Origin of the sequence: Agrobacterium sp. CMT1 (assembly GCF_037203725.1) — a bacterium.
Taxonomy (GTDB): Bacteria; Pseudomonadota; Alphaproteobacteria; order Rhizobiales; family Rhizobiaceae; genus Agrobacterium; species Agrobacterium pusense.
Map to the genome: position 1 here is coordinate 741,691 of NZ_JBBCAR010000007.1, position 17,601 is coordinate 759,291.

The 17,601-nt window shown below is 60.8% G+C and carries 15 protein-coding genes; 1 reads left to right on the forward strand and 14 read right to left on the reverse strand.

Annotation, left to right across the window (positions count from 1 at the left end; all coding sequences use genetic code 11):
• Positions 1 to 153 precede the first annotated feature (153 nt).
• From iolB to WA845_RS12020, 10 genes are all read right to left on the reverse strand, one after another.
• Positions 154 to 966, reverse strand: a complete 813-nt coding sequence (gene iolB / locus WA845_RS11975) for a 5-deoxy-glucuronate isomerase (protein ID WP_112557294.1) — start codon at positions 964 to 966, stop codon at positions 154 to 156.
• A gap of 200 nt (positions 967 to 1,166) precedes the next feature.
• The gene (iolE, locus tag WA845_RS11980) at positions 1,167 to 2,075 is read right to left on the reverse strand and encodes a myo-inosose-2 dehydratase (protein WP_107327625.1); all 909 of its coding nucleotides are present in this window, start codon (positions 2,073 to 2,075) and stop codon (positions 1,167 to 1,169) included.
• Between the two features lies 1 nt (position 2,076).
• Positions 2,077 to 3,903: a 3D-(3,5/4)-trihydroxycyclohexane-1,2-dione acylhydrolase (decyclizing) gene (gene iolD / locus WA845_RS11985; RefSeq protein ID WP_112557292.1), complete on the reverse strand. Its 1,827-nt coding sequence runs from the start codon at positions 3,901 to 3,903 to the stop codon at positions 2,077 to 2,079.
• Positions 3,900 to 5,816 (reverse strand): bifunctional 5-dehydro-2-deoxygluconokinase/5-dehydro-2-deoxyphosphogluconate aldolase, encoded by a 1,917-nt coding sequence (locus WA845_RS11990; protein WP_112557290.1) that lies wholly within the window; start codon positions 5,814 to 5,816, stop codon positions 3,900 to 3,902. Before WA845_RS11990 ends, iolD begins: the two co-directional genes overlap by 4 nt.
• A 204-nt stretch (positions 5,817 to 6,020) precedes the next feature.
• On the reverse strand, positions 6,021 to 6,836 hold the full coding sequence (locus tag WA845_RS11995) for a MurR/RpiR family transcriptional regulator (protein WP_004445154.1): 816 nt from the start codon (positions 6,834 to 6,836) through the stop codon (positions 6,021 to 6,023).
• 274 nt (positions 6,837 to 7,110) lie between these two features.
• A complete protein-coding gene (locus WA845_RS12000) occupies positions 7,111 to 7,827 on the reverse strand; it encodes an ABC transporter ATP-binding protein (RefSeq protein ID WP_004445152.1) in 717 nt (238 codons plus the stop codon).
• The gene (locus tag WA845_RS12005) at positions 7,808 to 8,572 is read right to left on the reverse strand and encodes an ABC transporter ATP-binding protein (RefSeq protein WP_004445150.1); all 765 of its coding nucleotides are present in this window, start codon (positions 8,570 to 8,572) and stop codon (positions 7,808 to 7,810) included. Before WA845_RS12005 ends, WA845_RS12000 begins: the two co-directional genes overlap by 20 nt.
• Positions 8,569 to 9,576 (reverse strand): branched-chain amino acid ABC transporter permease, encoded by a 1,008-nt coding sequence (locus WA845_RS12010; RefSeq protein WP_004445148.1) that lies wholly within the window; start codon positions 9,574 to 9,576, stop codon positions 8,569 to 8,571. Before WA845_RS12010 ends, WA845_RS12005 begins: the two co-directional genes overlap by 4 nt.
• A gap of 1 nt (position 9,577) precedes the next feature.
• Complete coding sequence (locus tag WA845_RS12015; RefSeq protein WP_112557288.1) at positions 9,578 to 10,441, reverse strand: ABC transporter permease subunit; 864 nt, start codon at positions 10,439 to 10,441, stop codon at positions 9,578 to 9,580.
• An 88-nt stretch (positions 10,442 to 10,529) separates the two neighbouring features.
• Positions 10,530 to 11,702 (reverse strand): ABC transporter substrate-binding protein, encoded by a 1,173-nt coding sequence (locus WA845_RS12020; protein WP_004445145.1) that lies wholly within the window; start codon positions 11,700 to 11,702, stop codon positions 10,530 to 10,532.
• Between the two features lie 340 nt (positions 11,703 to 12,042).
• Here WA845_RS12020 and WA845_RS12025 point away from each other — a divergent pair, with 340 nt between their 5' ends.
• Positions 12,043 to 12,417, forward strand: coding sequence for a hypothetical protein (locus WA845_RS12025; RefSeq protein ID WP_006700227.1), 375 nt, complete (start codon positions 12,043 to 12,045; stop codon positions 12,415 to 12,417).
• A 27-nt stretch (positions 12,418 to 12,444) separates the two neighbouring features.
• Here the strand turns inward: WA845_RS12025 and WA845_RS12030 are convergent, their stop codons facing one another.
• The 4 genes from WA845_RS12030 to WA845_RS12045 all read right to left on the reverse strand — a co-directional run bounded on the left by WA845_RS12030 (position 12,445) and on the right by WA845_RS12045 (position 17,575).
• Positions 12,445 to 14,178, reverse strand: coding sequence for a M14 family metallopeptidase (locus tag WA845_RS12030; RefSeq protein ID WP_112557286.1), 1,734 nt, complete (start codon positions 14,176 to 14,178; stop codon positions 12,445 to 12,447).
• 5 nt (positions 14,179 to 14,183) lie between these two features.
• Positions 14,184 to 15,032 carry an ABC transporter permease gene (locus WA845_RS12035; RefSeq protein WP_107327630.1) on the reverse strand — a complete coding sequence of 283 codons (849 nt, stop codon included), beginning with the start codon at positions 15,030 to 15,032 and terminating at the stop codon, positions 14,184 to 14,186.
• Between the two features lie 6 nt (positions 15,033 to 15,038).
• Positions 15,039 to 15,962 (reverse strand): ABC transporter permease, encoded by a 924-nt coding sequence (locus WA845_RS12040; protein WP_004445138.1) that lies wholly within the window; start codon positions 15,960 to 15,962, stop codon positions 15,039 to 15,041.
• A gap of 77 nt (positions 15,963 to 16,039) precedes the next feature.
• Positions 16,040 to 17,575, reverse strand: a complete 1,536-nt coding sequence (locus WA845_RS12045) for an ABC transporter substrate-binding protein (RefSeq protein WP_004445136.1) — start codon at positions 17,573 to 17,575, stop codon at positions 16,040 to 16,042.
• Positions 17,576 to 17,601: the final 26 nt, after the last annotated feature.

Here is a 17,601-nt window from a genome sequence, read left to right on the forward strand (position 1 = left end):
GCGTATGAATCCAAGTCCCAGCGCCCTCATCCCTGTGCTTGTCACAGGGATCCAGTCAGCCCAAGTCCTTGGGCTGGGAAAGCTTTCCCCGCCGCGCAGACGCGCGTCGGCTGGATTCCTGTGACAAGCACAGGAATGAGGGAAGTTGGCGCCTTACGGATTATCGCGCTTGAAAATCCAGTCATGATCCGGGTGGTTCTTGAAGCGCCATTTGCGCATCGGCCCCGCCATCACGTTCAGATAATACATCTCGTAACCATAGGGCGCGCCGCAGGGGTGGTGGCCCTTTGGCACCAGCACGACATCCCCATCGGATACCGCCATGGTCTCATCAAGCGAACCGTCTTCGGTGAAGACGCGCTGAAAACCGAAACCCTGCGCCGGGTTGAGGCGATGATAATAGGTTTCTTCGAGATAGGTCATGTCGGGGTAGTTATCCTCGTCATGCCGGTGCGGCGGATAGGAAGACCAGTTGCCCGAGGGTGTGAAGACTTCCGTTACCAGCAGGCTGTCGGCGACGTCGCGTTCTTCCATGGCGATGGGGAAGATGTATCGCGTGTTGGCGCCCTTGCCGCGTTCCGTCAGCTGCACGCCGTCAGGTCCGATCTGCTGCGCCTTGCGGCTGCCTTTTTCGCCGGGAGCAGTGCAGACGCCGACGGTGCAATCCGTTGTGGCCGTCAGCGACCATTCGGAACCGACCGGAACATAAACGCAATGCGGCGGCTTGCGCTCGAACACATTCATGCGGTCACCGAGTTCACCGAAATCCTTGCCGCCAGCGGAAATCGTCGCCTTGCCTTCGACCAGCACGAGAATGACTTCCGTGTCGCCGGTGCTTTCCGCTGCCGTCTCGCCCGGCTTCAGTCGGTAAAGGCCGAAACCGACATAACCCCAATCCGCGCTTTGGGGCGTGATATCGTGCACCTTGCCGCTTGTCGCGACCGGCTTGCGCAGAAGTGAGGTCATGGTGTCGTTCCTTTTTCGTGTGTAGCACAAACATGTCGTTCGGTAGTTTCGCGCCCACCCGTCATTCCGGCCTTGAGCCGGAATCCAGCTGACGCGCGTCTGCGCGGCGTGAAGACTTTTCAGCCCAATGACTTGGGCTGGCTGGATACCGGCTCAAGGCCGGTATGACGGGTAGGTGGGATAGGTCTCCTTGGCTCAGCTCAAGCAGCCTCAGCCTTATCCAGCCCCACTTCCCGCGCAAACGCCTTCAGCGATTTCAGCCCAAGGCTCTGATATTCGAACGGGTTGCGAACGTCAGGATCCTGCTCGGCCTCAATCACCAGCCAGCCGCTGTAACCATGCTCGGCCGCCACCTTCAGCACCGGCGGAAAATTCACGCCGCCTTCGCTATCACCGGGTACGGTGAATACGCCGCGGCGAACGCCTTCGAGGAAGGAAAGCCGCTCATTGCGGACCTGATCGGCAATGACCGGGCGCACGTTCTTGGCATGGATATGGCCAACGCGGCCCATATATTTCTGCGCAACGCGAACAGGGTCGCCGCCGCCGAACAGGCAATGGCCGGTATCGAGCAGCAGATGGGTCTTTGGACCGGTGTGCTTCATCAGAAGGTCGATCTCGTCTTCGCTCTCGACTACCGTGCCCATGTGGTGGTGATAAACGAGGGTGACGCCCTGTTCTGCGGCAAAGGCGGCCAGCGCTTCCACGCCCGCGCCGAATTTAGCCCAGTCCTCGGCCGCAAGGCGCGGACGGTCGACCAGCGCCGTGTCGTCTGCGCCGTGGATGGCGTTGGAGGTCTCGCAGACGATGATGACCTTCGAGCCCATGGCCTTCAGAAGGTCAAGCGCCGGCTGCATCGCCTTCTTTTCGGATTCGATATCGTCGGTCAGAAGGTTCAGCGAATGCCAGCCCGAGACGAAGGAGAGGCCGCGTGGCGAAAGCACGCCCTTCAGGCCTTCCGGGTCGGTCGGGAATTTGTGACCCTTTTCGATGCCGTCGAAGCCGATCTTGGCGGTTTCATCAAGGCATTGTTCAAGGCTGATATGGGCGCCCAGCGTGCGGTCGTCGTCATTGGACCAGGCGATGGGGTTGGTGCCGTAACGGATCATCTTACTGTCTTTCCTTGACATGGTTTTCATAACGGACGCGGGCCGCGCCGATTTCGCCGCGGTCTGAGACTTCAGGCACCGCGACATCCCACCAGTGGCCACCGGCTCGCGGGGTCGGATAGGGGTCGGTATCGATGACAATGACGGTCGTGCGGCTGGATGCACGGGCCGCCGCGAGGGCTTCTTCCAGTTCAGCGATGGTGGAAACCTTGCGTGCATCCGCCCCCATCGAGCCGGCATGGGCGACGAAGTCGATGGCGATCGGATTGACGTTGGTATGGGCGTAGAGGTTGTTGAACTCCGCGCCGCCGGTTTCCATCTGCAGGCGGTTGATACAGCCGTAACCCCTGTTGTCGGTAATGACGAGCGTGATCTTCACGCCCATGGCGACCGATGTCGCAAGCTCGGAATTCATCATCATGTAAGAGCCATCGCCGACCATGACGATCACGTCCCGGTCCGGTTCCGCCATCTTGATGCCGAGACCGCCGGCGACCTCGTAACCCATGCAGGAGAAGCCGTATTCCATGTGATAGGAAAGCGGCAGCTTGGATTTCCAGAGCTGGTGCAACTCGCCCGGCATGGTGCCGGCCGCGCACATGACGACGGTATTGTCGCGCGACTGGCGCTGGACAGCACCGATGACCTGCATGTCGGTCGGCAGGCTGTTTGCGTGCTCTTCGCCCGGCGCCGCCGTATCGGCATCGGCCTTTTCGAACCATGCTGCCTTGAGGCCCGCATCCGGTGCTGCAAAACGGTGAGCGCCGAGGGCTGCGGAGAGTTTTTCAAGCCCGATTTTGGCATCCGCCGTCAGGCTGATCGCATCATGCTTGGCGCTGTCATAGGGCTGGACGTTGAGCGCCAGGATTTTGCGGTTCGGGTTCTTGAATAGCGCCCAGGAGCCGGTGGTGAAATCCTGAAAGCGGGTGCCGACACCGAAGACCAGATCAGCCTTTTCGCTGATGATGTTGGCGCTTTCGGCACCGGTAACGCCAACGGGGCCGAAATTGAGATCGTGATCCCAAGCCAATGCTGATTTACCGGCCTGCGTTTCGACGACGGGGATGGAGTGGGTTTCGGCAAAGCGCTTCAGCGTCTGCGTTGCGCCGGCGAAATGAACGCCGCCGCCAGCAACGATGATGGGGTTCTTCGCCGCCTTCAGCGCCGCGACGGCCTCTTCGAATTCCACCACGTCGGGCTCGGGGCGGCGCTGGCGCCAGACCCGCTTTTCGAAGAAGCTTTCGGGATAGTCGTAGGCTTCCGCCTGCACATCCTGGCAGAAGGCGAGCGTGACTGGGCCGCAATCGGCAGGGTCCGTCATGGTGCGCATGGCGCGGGGGAGGGCGGTGAGCAACTGTTCCGGCCGCATGATGCGGTCGAAATAACGGCTGACAGGACGGAAGCAGTCATTCACCGTCATGGTGCCGTCGCCGAAATCTTCGAGCTGTTGCAGCACGGGGTCCGGGCCACGATTGGCGAAGACATCGCCGGGGATCAGCAGGACGGGCAGGCGGTTGACATGCGCCAGCGCTGCCGCCGTCACCATGTTTGCCGCGCCGGGGCCGATGGAGGAGGTGACCGCCATGGCGCGGCGGCGGCGCAGCTGCTTGGAATAGGCGATGGCCGCGTGGGCCATGGACTGCTCGTTCTGGCCGCGATAGGTCGGCAGCTCGTCCCTGATGCCGTAAAGCGCTTCGCCGATCCCGGCGACATTGCCATGGCCGAAAATCGCCCACATGCCGGCGATATAGGTTTCGCCATGTTCATTCATCTGCGCTGCCAGGTAACGAACCATGGCCTGCGCAGCCGTCAATCTTACTGTCTTCACGCTGCCTCTCCCTTTTTGGCGCGCGCCTCATCCCAAATACGGCACAGGCTGGTATAGCGCTGCGCCATATCCTTGACCGCTTCCTCGTCGGTCATCTTGCCGGAAAGCCAGCCGCGGGCGGCGTCGGCAAAAATCGTGCGGCCAACGGCGAAACCCTTGACCAGATCGAAGCCAGCCGCAAGGCGGAAGCTTTCTTCCAGCTCACTCTGCGGTGCGTCGAGACCGAGAACGACGATGCCCCGCACGTAAGGGTCGTTGCGGTTAACGGCGTCGCAGGCATTTTTCCATGCCGCCGTGGTTTTCATCGGCTCCAGCTTCCACCAGTCGGGGTAAACGCCGATCTCGTAAAAGCGCTCGATGATGCGGGCGGCGGTCAGATCGTCGGTCGGGCCGACCTTGGAGGGAATGATCTCCAGCAGCATTTCCAAGCGGTTGCGCCGTGCGGCTTCAAACAGCCGTATCACGGTCTCTTCCTGCGCAGCGCGCATCTCATCCGTGTCATCGGGGTGATAGAAACAAAGTACCTTGACGACATTTTCGAGCGGCCATTCGGCGAGCCCGCCAAAGTCCTTGCCGAGATCGGGTTCCAGTGTCAGCGGACGGGAACCCGGCCATTCCACCGGACGGCCGATCCAGAGGCCGGAGCCGCTGGCGGCAAACAGCGCGTCACGTCCAAGGCGTCCGTCGCAGAGAATACCATAGCCCGGCTCACCACCGGAAACTTTTTGCGCGGCCTGGAGGCAAAGCTTCTTGAAGGCGCCGATCTGCTCATGCTTGACGCCAAGCTCGTCGGCGATCGCTTCCAGCTGCATGCGATGGTCGAAAGCGAAGACGCGCATGGTCTCCCAATCGCCCTTGCGGTTGGTGGACCAGTGCACCTGCTCCAGCGCCTCGTCCTTGCGCAGCGCCTTGTTGCGAATGCCGGCCTTGAAGAAATATTGCAGCTCTTCCCAGCTTGGATAGGCAGGCGTGCAGCCATGCCGGGAGACGGCGAAGGCGCCGCAGGCATTGGCGTATTTCAGCGTCGTCGGCCAGTCTTCGCCGCGCAGCCAGCCGCGGAACAGTCCGGCCATGAAGCCGTCGCCAGCGCCCAGAACATTGAAGACCTCGATCGGGAAACCTTCGCCCGTCTGCCCGTCATCGAGGCTTGCGGGAATATCGCCGGTGAAGACCGAAGCACCCATCGGGCCGCGCTTGCACACCAGCGTGGCATTCGAAACCTTGCGCACGGCATTCAGTGCGGTCAGCGTATCTGTCGAGCCGCCGGCAATGTGAAATTCTTCTTCCGTGCCGACGATCAGATCGAAGAGATGCAGGGTGGATTGCAGCTTGGCGGTAACCTTCTGCGATTCCACGAAACGGCTCTCGCCATCGCCATGGCCGGCCACACCCCAGAGATTGGGGCGGTAATCGATATCGAGCGCGGTTTTTGCACCATTTTCGCGGGCAAGTTTCAGGGCCTTCAGCACGGCCGCTTCCGTTCTTGGATGCGACAGATGCGTGCCGGTGGCGCAGACGCAGGCCGCCTCGGCAATGAAGGCGGGATCGATATCGTCTTCGCTCAGCGCCATGTCGGCACAGTTTTCGCGGTAGAAAATCAGCGGAAACTGGTTCTGGTCACGAATGCCGAGCAGCACCAGCGCGGTCAGGCGCTCCGGGTCGGTTTTCACGCCGCGCACGTCAACGCCTTCGCGCACCAGCTGTTCGCGGATGAAGCGGCCCATGTGCTCGTCGCCGACACGGGTAATGACGGCGCTGTTCAAACCGAGGCGGGCGGCGCCGGCTGCGATATTGGTGGGCGAACCGCCAATATATTTGGCAAAGGAGGCCATGTCCTCCAGACGGCCACCGACCTGCGACCCATAAAGGTCAACAGACGAGCGCCCGATCGTGATGAGATCAAGTTTTTTCAAAAGGTTCCTCCTTAGCACCGCACGCTGGCGCGGTCTGCCTGATGTGTTTCGAGCGGATCAGGCAACCATGCCGCCAGCTATCGCCATCCCCGCTCCGGTGAGCCTCCTCCGCTCACATGTCCGTCACGAGAAAGACAGTCGTGGAATGTCCGTTTCATGAATTTGGATCATAAATTCTATTTTTTCCGTTTTCAATAAAAATATTCAGGCCGTCTTGCGTGTTCCCACAGCCACGGCAAGGGTGATGGCGAGACAGAGCGTGGCCGAAAGGGAGCGGAAAGCGCCGAAATCGATCTCTGTAACCGTCAGCAGCGTTGCGCCGGATTTCCTTAGCGGATTGACGGCGGAATCAGACATGGCGACAACCGGAACGCCCTTGGCGCGGGCCGTTTCCGCCAGTTCCAGCGTCTCGGTGGAGTAGGGGGAAAAGGTGATTGCGATCAGCGCGTCGTCGCGGGAAATCGCACTGATATTGCCGAGCCCGCCCACGGCGCTATGCAGAACCGCCGGCACCTTCATCTTCTCGAAGGCATAGGCCAGATAGCTGGCAATGGGGAAGGACCGCCGCAGGCCGACGATATGCACGGTGCGCGCCTTGGCCAGCACGGAAACCGCCTCATCGAGCTGTCGGGTGTCGACCGATTTCAGCAGCATTTCCAGCGACGAGCGGCCGGCTTCCACGAATTCGGCAAGCAGGCCGGACGCGCTTTCATCGCCCTTTTCGCGCAGATGATCGAGCCGCGTGGCGTAATCCGGCCAGCCGCCGACATAGGAATCACGGAACAGGCGCTGCATTTCCGAAAATCCGGAAAAACCCATGATCTGGCAGAAACGCATGAAGGCCGAGGGTTGCACGCCGGCGCCTTCAGCCATTTCGGCGACGGTGGAAACGGCGATTCGATCCTGATTGGAGGCGACATAATCGGCACATTGCCGCAATCGTTTCGGCAAACCCTCCGCCACCTGGAGCAGCCGCTCCTCAAAAGCCTTTACGGAGTCTGGCGCCTCGATTGCCGTCATTGTCGTTCCCTGGTGCAGATTGAAATCGTGTGCACTTTAACTGAAATGGAATTTTTATTCCATTGGGTTTTTCGGAGGAAGGGCAGATGAGACGGCGGGGGCTTTGTGTGATCGGTCACCCTCCGTCATTCCGGCCTCGAGCCGGAATCCAGCCGACGCGCGTCGGCGCGGCGCGAAGGGTCTCTTCACCCCAAAAGACTTGGGGTGGCTGGATGCCGGCTCAAGGCCGGTATGACGGAGATTATATATGAACGCGCAATGGCGATGCGTTGGCTTAGTGCAGCCCACCCACGCCTAGATGCGTATCGATAATATCCGGGTTCTCCACCAGTTCGCTCGACGGTCCGTCCCAGACGATGCGGCCGCGTTCCATGATGATGGCGTGGTCGGCGAAGTCGATGGCCATCTGGATGCGTTGTTCGACGAGAAGAATGGTCATTTCGCCGGATTGGGCGAGCTTGGAGAAGGCGGCCATCAACTCTTCGCAGATGACGGGGGCGAGGCCTTCGAGCGGTTCATCGAGCAGCAGCACCCGCGGCTGGCCGAGAATGGTGCGGGCGGTGGACAGCATCTGCTGTTCGCCACCGGAAAGTTGCGAGCCGAGATTGCGGCGGCGCTCCTTGAGGCGCGGAAACAGCGTGTAGGCTTCCTCTATCGCCGATTTCGGTCGCCCCTTGAGGCCCACGAACAGGTTTTCCTCCACCGTCAGCGTCGGAAACACGTCACGGGTCTGTGGCACGTAACCGAGGCCGGCCTTGGCGCGCGCAGCACTTGGCAGGGTGCCAATCTCCTGCCCGCCGATGCGGATATCGCCGGAAAAACGCTTCGTCTGGCCGGCCAGCGTGGCGAAGAGGCTTGTCTTGCCGACGCCGTTGCGGCCGAGCACGGCGAAACGCGAGCCCGATGGCACGGAAAGCGACAGGCCCTCGATGACCCTTGTCGGGCCATAACCGGCCGTGAGGTTGACGATTTCAAGCGGCGCTGCGGGCATCGGCGTAACTTCCCAGATAGGCTTGGCGGACTTCCGCATTGCTGGTGACATCATCAGGCGAGCCGTCGAAAATGACGGCGCCGGCGGCCAAAACGACGACGCGCTTGGCAAAACGGAAGACCAGATCCATGTCGTGTTCGATCATCAGGATCGCGAGGTCGGATGGCAGCCGGTCAAGCGCCTGTTCGATACGCGCGGTTTCTGTGGAAGGCACGCCGGCGGCAGGTTCGTCGAGCAAGAGGATTTTCGGGCGAAGCGCCATGGCAAGCGCGATCTCGATCAGCCGCTGCTGGCCATAAGCGATTTCGCGCACCTTTGTTTCGGCGAGGGCCGTGAGGCCAAGCGTGCCGAGAATGTCGCGGGCTTCGCCCATCACCGCAGGCATGGCACGGTAACGGCCGAAAATCCGGCCGGTCTTTCCCTCACGCTGGAGAATGGCGAGCGCCACGTGCTCCTCTGGCGTCATGTCCTGAAACAGCCTGGTAACCTGGAAGGAACGTACGAGCCCGCGTTTCACGCGCTGGCTGGCGCTGAGGCCCGTCACATCCTCGCCGGCGATGCGCACCGTGCCGGCTGACGGTTTGATATTGCCGGTGACGAGATTGACAAAGGTTGTCTTGCCGGCGCCATTGGGGCCGATGAGTACCGTCCGGTCTCCCGGCGAAAGCGACAGCGAGACGTTGTTGGTGACGACGAGGCCGCCGAAATTTTTCTGCAGGCCGGAGACTTCGAAAATGGCGCTCATTTGCGACCTCCCCGGAGACGCGCGATGATCTGTTCGCCTGCGCCATAAAGGCCGCGCGGCGCGAAGAGCACGACGGCGATCAGCAGCAGGCCGACAATGGTGAGCCAGTGAAACGGGTTGGCGGCGGAAACCACGTCTTCAAACCACATGAAGGTGACGGTGCCGATCAGCGCGCCGTAAAGGGAACCCGCGCCACCGAGCACCAGCATGACCAGCCCCTCGGCCGATAGCGTGAAGCTGAGGCTGTCTAGGCCGACAACCTGCGTGGAGATGGCGTTGAGCGCACCACCGATGCCGGCGACGATGCCTGAGATAACGAACATCTTCAGGATTGTGCCATTGACGGCGCCGCCCATGGCCTGAATGCGGATGCTGTCCTGTTTGACGCCCCGGCACAACATGCCGAAGGGTGAATTGACGACCACCTTTAGGGCGAGGAAGACGACAAGCAGCAGGCAGACACCATAGATATAGGCGGTGCGGCCGAAGAGGTCGAATTCGAAGGTGCCGAACAGCGCGTCCGGCGAAACGCCGGCAAGACCGTCGCTGCCGCCGGTCCAGCCTGAAGCCTTGTTCGCCGCCTCGTGGAACAGGTGGATGACGGCGATGGATAGCACAAGCTGTGGAAGCCCGTGGGCACGCAGCAGCACCGCGCCGGAAAGCAGCCCGGCCACGCCGCCCGCAGCCGCGCCGATGGCGGTCATGAGAAGCGGGTCGGTGATTTCAAAATGGGCGGCGGCGATGCCGGCGGCATAAGCGCCGGCGCCGAAGAGGGCGGCATGGCCAAGCGTGGCGACGCCGCAATAACCGGTGACGAGATCGATCGACAGCACCAGAAGCGCGATGGCTATGATGCGTGTCAGAAGCGCCAGATTATCCGGAAACAGGTAATAACCGGCAACAGCGGCGGCGATGATGAGGAGCGGCCCCGCGAGCGCGCGCAGTGGTGAGCGCGCCTTCGGAATGTCTGCCGTTTCAGTCACGTCGTTCATGAGCACCGCCATCTCATTTCGCCCTTCCAAGAAGGCCGCGCGGGAACAGCGTGATGATCACGATGACCGCCAGATAAAAGAAGAATTCGCCATATTCGGGCGCAAGATATCGCCCGGTCGTATCGATGGCGCCGAGCAGCAGACAGGCGATCAACGCTCCGGGAATGGAGCCCGCGCCACCAACGGAAACCACGACCAGAAAGGTGACCATGTAGCGCAGGGCATAATAGGGTTCCACCGGCAGCAGTTCCGCGCCGATGACGCCGCCCATGGCGGCTAGTCCGACGGCGATGGCGAAGCTGACGGCATAGATGATTTCGGTGCGCACGCCGAGGGTTGCGGCCATGGCGGCATTATCGACCGCCGCGCGCAGCTTGATGCCGAAGGCGGTCTTTTCAAAGGTGAACCACAGCGCGCCGGCCACGGCAAGACCGCAGGCAATGGCGAAGATGCGGTGGGTGGCGATGGTGCGGAAGCCAAGATCGGTGGGGCCGGCCAGCTGCTGCGGCAGCGGAATGGTCTTCAGCGTCGGGCCGAAAACGAAGTTCGCGATGCCAATGATGCAGAAGGTGATGCCGATGGTCATCAGCACCTGTGTCAGTTCCGGCGCGCCATAGATGCGGCGATAAAGGAAACGTTCCAGCGGTATGGCGATGACGATGGTGCCGACGATGGCGACGAGGATCGCAGCCGCATAACCGAGACCCAGTCCGTGGGCGGCATAGGAGGCGAGATAACCGCCGATCATGGCGAAAGCGCCGTGCGCCAGATTAACCACACGCATCAGCCCCATGGTGACCGAAAGGCCGATGGAGATGATGAACAGGACCATGCCATAGGCAAGCGCATCGATGAGGATGCTGAAGACCGTCTGCATGATGAAGAAACTCCTCCCGGTGCTAATGCCCGTCCGGGCCGGAAACGGGCCGCCACTGGCGGCCCGGCAATATTGTCCTGTCTGGCCGTTACTTCGCGGCGGCGAGACCCGGATCGCCCTGTTTTTCGAAGGTCTGGACTTCCTTGTTGTAATAGCTGCCGTCATCGGCCTTGGCTACTTCGCGCAGATAGATGTTCTGCGTGATGTGGCGGCTTTCCGGGTCGATGCTGACCGGGCCGCGCGGGCTTGTCCAGGAAAGGCCCTTGACTGCCTCGACCGCCTTTTCCGCATCCTGCTTGCCGCCAGTGGCCTCGATCATCTTGCTGATGACATACATGCCGTCAAAGGCGCCGACGGAAGGGAAGGAGAGTTCCTTCGGATTGCCGATTGCCTTGGTTGCGGCTTCCACGAAGGTCTTGTTCTCGGGTGAATCATGCGAGATGGCATAATGGAAGGTCGTCTGCATGCCGAGTGCGGCTTCCCCGAGCGCCGGCAGATCGGATTCCTGCGTCAGATCACCCGGCGCGAAGAGCTTGACGCCTGCGGATTTCAGGCCGTTGTCGTTGAAGGCCTTGACGAAACCGAGCGTGGTCGGGCCCGATGGCAGGAAGGCGAAAACACCCTGTGCGCCGGAATCCTTCACACGTTGCATGATGGGACTGAAATCATTGGTGGAAAGCGGCATGCGGATGGTTTCAACCACTTCGCCGCCGGCAGCGGTGAAGGCCGCCTTGAAAGCATTTTCGGCATCGACGCCCGGGCCATAATCGCTGACCAGTGAGATGACCTTCTTCACGCCGCCGTCAAAGGCCACCTTGGCGATGGGGGTGGAAGTCTGCCAGGTGGTGAACGACGTGCGCACCACATAGGGGCTCTTGGTCACGATGGCCGAGGTGGCGGCATTCATGACCACCATCGGCACGTTGCCCTGCTTCAGCAGGGGTGTGACGGCCATGGCGTCAGGGGTAAAATAGAAGCCGGCAAGATATTGCACGCCTTCCTTCACCACCAGCTCCTGCGCCAGTGCCTTGGATTGCGCCGGATCGGCCTGCGGCACATCGCGATAGACGACCTCCACCGTGTCATTGCCGACCTTGTTGCCGTGAAGGGCAAACCAGGCATCGATGCCGGCCTTGAAGTTCTTGCCCTGCAGCGCAAACGGGCCGGAGAACGGGCCGACAACGCCCACCTTGATCGTTTCTGCATAAGCGGCAGAGCTGAAACAGATGGCCGCTATCGCCACGGTGATCCGAAATTTCATGGTTTCCTCCAAATTCGCCTGTGGCTCCCATCCACCGGTCCAGGCTGCCAGATTGATGATTAAGAATATCAAAGTAAAATGAAATAAGGGGGGTAATAAATAACCTGACGGTTATCAATACCGCGTCTTTGACGCCTTGCCCATATCGGATCGGGAAATCAGCCCGGCGCCTGCCCCTTTTTCAGCTCCGCATCGGCCTTGGTCTTCGCGGTCAAACAGTTCGGGGCAAATGTCGCCTGCAACCGCGCGGCCGGCAGTCCCGCAACCAGAGCTTTAACCAGTTCTAAGGGGATTTTTCGTAGTCTCCCCAAGCATATTTAGAACGTTATTTGGTGTCTTGATGGGCGAATATCAGAATAAAGCTGTTGAGCTGATGCGCAATCGCGTTGGAGAAAACAGGCTCAACAACCGGATCGAGCGTCGTGAAGCATTTCTGCGCAAGGCGCTGACGCTTTATCATGCCATGGGTGGTGCGATGGAGGATGTGGAAGCGGCCGTCAAGGACGCCGTGTCATCACCTGCACCGACCATCGACGTGGCCGTTGGCGACGTGATGTACAAGCTGGCCGCCATCGGCCATGTGGCCGATCTCGATATTATCCAGGCGGGATATAACAAGCTTGATGCCGCCAACCTGCATATTCTCAGCAAGGGCAAGAAGCTGCTGCAAAAACAGCGCGATCAGAAACTGGCTGCGACAACGCCGGGGAAGTGAACCGCCCGCCCCGGGGCGGTTGCCGTATCAGGCCACTTGCGGCGACAGGATTTCCTGCCAGGCATCGTAGGCGGACAGCACCGTTTCCATTTGCGCGGTGTGGCCGGTGATGAAATCCGTGCCATAGATGGTTTCGTCGGGATATTCGGTGATCAGCGTCATCGGCACGGTGTGGCGGTCATCGATGGACGACAGGCACGGAAAGCCGTTGATGATGCGGAAACCGGTTTCGCCGGCGTGGATTTCATAAAGCGCGATCTGGCGGTTATTGTAGTCGAGCAGGCCGGGAATGGCGCCGAGATGGCGGGTTACCTTGTCCAGCAGGGCTTCCGCTCGGCTTTCCCAGTCCGCATGGTGGCGGATGATGAGGAAGAAACCCTTCGGCAGCGTCCACATGGCGAAATTGCGCGGCACATAACCGGATAGAGGCCGGGTCCACTCATGTGAAGGATACCCGTGCAGGTTCACATGCAGGCTGGCGCCGCTCATTTCCTGCGCCTTGAAACGGATTTCCTTCTCGTTCAGATGCGCAGCCGAATTTTCCGGCGTGCGATATTCGAGGTCATCGCCAAGGGCGGTGTACCGCGCCGCATGATGCATGTGGCGCGGATTATCGACGCGCAGACGCTGATGCAGGGCGTAACCGTCAGGATTTTCGAGCGGCGAGATGGTGAAATGCGCGCCCTTGCGATCAGCGAGTTTGCGGGCGGCGCGGATGGCGCCGACGATGCCCGTCGTCTCGTTGGGGTGCTGGCCGCCGCTGATCATCACCGCGGCATCGCTGCCGGCGACATAACGGGCGGAAAGGACGCGGCCGGAGCGGGAGCGCGCCTGGAATGCCTCGCCGCCGATTTCCTCAAGCAGCCCTGCGAGCTGGCCTGCCGCAACCGGTTCGCGCGCCTCATCGATCGGTTGCTCGCCGCCATCGAGGAAGGCGGTTGTGAGCGGGCGGGTCTCGATGTGAAGGGTGATCTCGCCTTCGCTTTTGACGATTTCCGGTACGATCTGGCCGGGCTTGAGGCCACGGTCACCCAGCGGCCGACCGGATTTTTTCTGAAAGAACTCCAGCAGCGAGAAATAGAAATCCTCGTGCAGCGCTTCGCGGAGGCTGACGACCTCATCACCAACGGAAAGAGGCAGATCTTCTGCCGGATGGGTAACACGGATGTTCAGTTCCTCGAAATAGGGCTCTTCATCGCCCCAGCCGTGGTTGGCGACGGCACTGATTGCCGCTTCAAAAAGCTGTTCGTAATCCGTCTCCAGTCGCTCGCCCGAGGCATCACCGGCAAGCCGGAACCAGCCGGTTGGCGAGACATTGGTTTCGCCGACGATATCGGTATGAACCCGGTTCGGAGCCAGAACCTTCAGAGTTTCCGTCTTGCCACGGCGGCTCAGCCTCACCTCATAATGGAAACTGTCGTCCTCGCGGGCGATGAAATCCAGCTTCGCATCGCCCACCAGCGCCGCCAGCGGATAGGCCTCCAGCCGGAAACGGTTGGCGGGGGCGTTTTCGTGCACCGGGTAACGCACTTCGATGGCGTCGACGCCATCCAGATTGATCTCTTCCAGAAAGGTGAAGAGAAGCGGTTTGTAGGCGCTGCGGATGCGGGCGCAGATGCCTTTTTTCTTCAGCCTCTCTTCAGTCTCGCGGCGGCTTTTGGCGTCATCGAAGGTCCATGCCTCGAAGGACTGGCCGGGCTCGGCTTTGGCGACAAGCGCGTCCAGCGTGCGTTCGAAGGTCTGGTCGAAAATCTGGCTCATCACGGTTACCTCGAGGTTCTGCCTGTTGGGTCGAGGCTGTCGCGCAGCCAGTCGCCGAGAAGGTTGAGGCCAAGCACGGTCAGAAGAATCGCAAGGCCGGGAAAGACGCTAACCCACCATGCCGTCTGCAGATAGGTACGCCCATCCGCCAGCATGCCGCCCCAGCTCGGAATTGTCGGATCAACGCCGAGACCGAGGAAGGTGAGGCTGCTTTCCAGCAGGATGTTGTTGGCGACGTTGAGCGTCATCAGCACGATGACAGGGCCGATGAGGTTCGGCAGCAGGTGCTGAAGGATGATGCGCCAGTCTTTCACGCCGATGGCGCGGGCGGAAAGGATGAATTCCCGCTCCCTGAGTGTCAGCACCGAGCCGCGCACGAGACGGGCATATTGCACCCATTGCGAGACAATCAGCAGGATGATGGTGTTGGTGAGGCTGCCGCCGACAATGGCGATGAAGGTGATGGCGAGCAGGATGAAGGGCATGGCGAGCTGGATATCGGCAAAGCGCATGACCAGCATATCCCAGAAGCCGCGATAATAACCGGCGACAAGCCCAACCGCGACGCCGAAGATGACCGCGCCGATGACCGAGGTGAAACCGACCAGCAGCGAAATCTTGCCGCCGGCGACGACGCGGGCGAGAACGTCTCGTCCCAGCGGATCGGTGCCAAGCGGATGGGCGGCATTGGCGAAGGGTTTGGCAAGGCGCGCCATCAGGTCGATCTTGTCAGCTCCGCCCGGAAACAGCACGTCGGAAAAGACGACGGCAAGGCAAATGATTGTCGTCAGCGACGCGCCGAGGACGAATTCGAGATTGGTGAAGCGCGCGAGACGCGAGGTTTTGGCAGCCATCGTCACTTACTCCGTGCGGATGCGCGGATCGACAAGCCCGTAGGCGATATCGACCAGAAGGTTGATGCCGACGATCATCAGCGACAGCACGGTGATGACGGCCTGAAGCACGGGATAATCGCGCGCGCCGACTGCGTCGAAGGCGAGCGTGCCGAGGCCCGGCCAGTTGAAGACACGCTCGATAACGACGATACCGCCCAGCAGCCCGCCAAATTGCAGGCCGAAATAGGTGATGAGCGGAATGGCGCAGTTGCGCAGCGCGTGTTTGTAGAGAACCTTGCTTTCACTGAGCCCCTTGGCGCGCGCCACCATGACGTATTGAGAACGCAGCGTATCGAGCATTGCCGTGCGCACAAGGCGTACATTGGTGGCCGTCAGGATCACACCCATGGTGACCGCGGGCATGATGTAGCTCGCAAAACCGCCCATGCCGCTTGGCGGCAGCCAGCCGAGCGTGATGGAGAACAGCAGCACCAGCATGGTGGCCAGCCAGAAATTCGGGAAGGAAAGGCCGATAAGCGAGAAGATGCGGATCACCTGATCGGCCGTCTTCCCGCGCGATGTTGCGGCCTTGATGCCGAGCGGGATGGACAGCGCAATCGACACCGCCATGGAGATGAAGGCCAAGAGCAGCGTGGCGGGCAGGGCATCGGCGATCAGGCGCGAGACCGGCGTGCTGCCGGTGAAGCTGCGGCCGAAATCGAGCGTCAGAAGGCCCTTCAGGAAGCTGAAATATTGGACGAAGAACGGCCGGTCGGTGCCGAGCGCCGCACGGATGCGCGCCAGATCATCTTCCGTCATGCTGCCGCCGCCCTGGAACATGGTGACGGCGGGGTCACCCGTCAGGCGGATGGCGAAAGAAACGAGAAGGGTGATGGCGATGACGACAAAAATCGCCTGCAGCAATCGCTTGATGAGGAAACCGGCCACGTTTTTTACCTTGAAGAGAAACCCGGCCTTGCCCGCATTGCGGCGGGCAAGGTGTGTTGATCAGAGAGCGGGCCTGATTATTCGACGGTAACGTCGGTCAGCTTCAGGCGATTGTCAGGCGGTGCGACAAAACCCTTGACCCGCTTGTTGATGCCGTAAATGGCATTGGTGTTGTAGAGCGGGATTTCCAGCGCGCGTTCGGCGGTGTAGCTGCCGATTTCCTTGAGAATCTTTTCGCGCTCGGCGCGGTCCGTCAGCGGACGCTGGGATTCCAAGAGCTTGTCCAGCTTTTCGTCCTTGTCATAGGGGTTCCACTTTTCACCCGAGTGATACATGGAATAGGCGGTGTTATCGTAATCGAAGGTCCAGCCGCCCCATTTCTGCTGGAACATCGCGCCGGTCTTGCCCTGCGGGATGATGTCGTTCAAGAGAACGTTGGTTTCATAGGGCTTGATGGTGGCGGTGATGCCAACCATGGAGAGGTAGCTGGAAATGACCTGCGCCACTTCGTTCATCGTCGCGTCATTGCCGCGGATATCGATCTGCAGCGCCGCACCCGGCTTGACGCCGGCTTCCGCGAGAAGCTTCTTGGCGCCTTCAGGATCGTAAGGCAGCGGCTTCAGTTCCGGGTCGTAACCGAAGGACAGCGCGCTCTGGAAGCTTGCGATTTCCGATGCCTGGCCGGCAAGGATCGACTTGACGATCGTGCCGCGGTCGACGGCCATGATGATGGCCTTGCGCACCTTCGGATCGGCGGTGATGCCGTCGCGGGTGTTGAAACGCAGCGCATCGACGGTCGGGCCGGGGACGCTGACGATCTGAAGCTTGGAATCGCCTTCGATGACCGGGATCATGCCGATCGGGATGGTGGGCGGGATGACGAGATCGACGCGGCCTGCCTGCAATTCGGCAACGGCGGTCGCCGGCTCTGAAATGAAGCGGTATTCCAGTTCGGAAAGCTTCGGTGCGCCGCCCCAGTAATCCGGATTGGCTTCAAGCTTGATGTTGGTCTTCGGGGCATAGGATACGAATTTGAACGCGCCGGTACCGATAGGGTTGAGGTTAAAGTTGTCCTCACCCTTTTCCTGGATATATTTCGGCGGCACGATCATGCCGCCATAACCGGCAAGCTTGGTGAGCAGAACCGGATCCGGCGCCTTCAGCTTCATGTCGACGGTGTAGTCGTCGATGACATCGACGCTTTCGATGGAAACATAGTTGGAGCGCTGCGGGCCCTTGGCACCCTGTTCGCCAAGAAGGCGCTCGAAGGTGAACTTGACGGCGGCGGCGTTAAAGGGCTCGCCATTGTGGAACTTGACGTTCTGGCGCAGCTTGAAGCGGATGCGCTTGCCTTCATCCAGCTCTTCCCAGGATTCGGCGAGGCCGGGCACGACCTTCAGGTCCGGGCCGCGATAGGTGAGGCCATCGAAGATGTTGGTGGCGACAGCGGCCCATTGAACGAGGAAGGTGTCGATCGGATCCCAGCTGCCCGGATCCTGCGGGCTGGAAATGGTCATCTTGCCGGCGGCAAGAGCCGGTGCGGCGGTCAAGGCCGTTGCGGCCATGGCAAGCGCGACGAACGTTGTCGTCATCCCCTTCTTGATCATTGTCATCTACCTGTTCCTCTTCAGATGGTTGT